The sequence below is a fragment of the Hymenobacter agri genome (assembly GCF_054778495.1).
Genome location: NZ_BAAGZM010000627.1, coordinates 1 through 2433 on the forward strand (window position 1 = coordinate 1; position 2433 = coordinate 2433).

Sequence of the window (2433 nt, forward strand, 5' to 3'; positions counted from 1 at the left end):
AACGAAAAGGTGCTGCCCTGGTCCGGGGCGCTGCGCAGGGCCAGCGTGCCCCCCATTTGCTCCACCAGCTGCTGGCTGATGGCCAGGCCCAGGCCCGTGCCACCGTAGCGGCGGCTGGTGTCGGCGCTGGCCTGGGCAAAGGCTTCGAAAATGTGAGCCTGCTCGGCCGGCGCAATGCCAATGCCGGAATCGGCCACCCAGAAGCGCAGGGTGAAGTAGTCGTCGGTGGCAGCCAGCACGCTGGCTCCCAGCTCAACGTAGCCCTGCTCGGTAAACTTGATGGCGTTGGCCAGCAGGTTGAGCAGAATCTGGTGCAGGCGGTAGGCGTCGCCGGCCACGCGCAGCGCCTCGGAGGGCAGGGGCTGCACCTGCAGGGCCAGGCCCTTGGCCGAGGCCAGGGCCGCCACCGTTTGGCCTACGCCGCCCAGCAGCTCGCCCAGGTCGAAGGGCACGATGTTGAGCTGCAGGTGGTGCGATGTGATTTTGGCCATGTCGAGCACGTCGTTCAGCAAGCTGAGCAAGTGGTGGCCGGCCTGCTGCATGGCGTGCAGGTATTCGGTTTGCTGGGCCGAGAGCGGAGTTTTGTGCAGCAGCTTGGCCATGCCCAGCACCCCGTTCAGGGGCGTGCGGATTTCGTGGCTCATGCGCGCCAGAAAATTTTCCTTGGCCTGGGCATTGTCTTCGGCCTCGCGCTTGGCCTGCTCCAGCGCACGCCGGGCCAGCACCCCTTCGGTCACGTCGTAGCCCGACGCCACCACGTAGGGCGGGTAGCCCTCTTCCATAACGGGGTAGGAATAGCAGCGCAGGTAGCGCCGTTCGCCGGTGCGGGTGCGCACGGTGAGGTGCCGGTCTTGCGAATGGTGTGCGGCCAGCGCGGCCAGCTGCTCCTCAAACGCCGGCAGGTGCTCGGGCAGCAGCACGCTGCCCAGAGAACGGCCCACCAGCTCGGCCTCCGACCAGCCCAGCAGCTGCTCCACGGCCGGGTTCACCGTGAGGATAACGCCCTGCAAATCGTGGGTGCAGATGAGGGCCTGTGAGTAGTGCACCAAGTCGTAATACTGCTTCTCGCGGCGCTCCAGCTCCTGGCGGGCCCGCTTCACCTCGGTCACGTCGGTGCTGATGGTGAGCACACCCACCCGGCCGTCGGCGCGGCGCAGCGGCTGCTTATACACCTGGTAGTACAGCAGCTCGCCGGTGCGCAGCGTGAGGGGCAGCTCGCGGGTAATAGCCCGGCCCGAGCCCAGCACTTCCTCGTTGAGGGCGCGCAGGGCGGCCAGTTCCTGGGCCACCACTTCGGGCTGCACTTCGGTGGGGTCGAGGTGCAGCGAATCAACAATACGCTCGTTGAACACGCGGTTCGAGAACGAAACCGACGAATTCGCTTCCACCAGGTACAACACGTTGGGCAGGGCATCCACAATCTGCCGGATGAAGGCCTCCTGCTCGCGCAGCATTTCCTGCACCTGCTGCTGCAGGTTTTCGGCCACGTAGCGCGCCGTGATGTCGATGCCCGAGCCCACTACCAGGCGCAGGGCGCCATCGGGCCCGAACACGGGGCGCAGGTGGCGCACCATCAGCTGCGGGCGGCCGCGGCGGTCGGTGCGCATCTCCTCCCAGGTCACGTCGGTGCGGGTGCGCACGGCCAGGTCGAAGTATTGCTCGCGCTGCAGGGCGATGTCGGGGTGCTGCGACTGGCGCTGTATGAAATACTCGGCGCTGCTCAGGCCAATAATCTGCTGCCGGACCGCCGGGTCGGAAATCGAAGCAGGGTTCACGAAGCGGAAGCGGTGCTCGGCATCAAACACGGCCACATCGAACGGCACCAGGTTGAGAATGGACTCGTAGAATTCCTGCTGGTGCACCACCTGCTGCTCGGCCCGCTTGCGCTCGGTGAGGTCGATGGCCAGGCTGATAATCAGCGACGTGCCCGACAGGCCGGCTATCGGCCGGTACCACATCATGTAGTGCCGCTCGTCGCCGCCGGCTTCGGCAAAGGTTTCTTCCCACTGCACGCCGTGGCCGGTCCGCATCACCTCGGCAAAAGCGGCGGCGCGCTGCTCGGCCACGGCCGCCGGGCGCTGGCGGTAGGCGCAGGCTTCGGTGCTGGTTTTACCCAGCATCCAGCCGCGCACGGCCGGGTCGGGCTCAATGGCCGAATTGACAAACAGGTAGCGGTGCGCGTCGTCGAACACGGCCACGGCGGTGGGCACCTGGTCGAGCACATTCTCATAGAAGGCTCGTTGGCGGCCCAGCCAGTCTTCGGCCATGCGCCGGCCGGTAATGTTGCTGAAATGCAGCGTTGCTTCGTCCTGGCCGGGCACCAGCGCCACCGTCACGAGGTAAAACTGATTTTCAAACGTGAATTCCTGTGGGCCCAGCGAAGGCGCGCGGCGGGCCGTTTGGGCCAGGGCCAGCAGGGCCTGCACGTCGGCC

General features: G+C 66.4%; 1 protein-coding gene. It reads right to left on the reverse strand.

Translation table 11 applies throughout. The features are described 5' to 3' along the window. Positions 1–2433: PAS domain-containing protein (locus ACYVDE_RS20325; protein WP_460503360.1), on the reverse strand; the 2433-nt coding region annotated here is incomplete at both ends.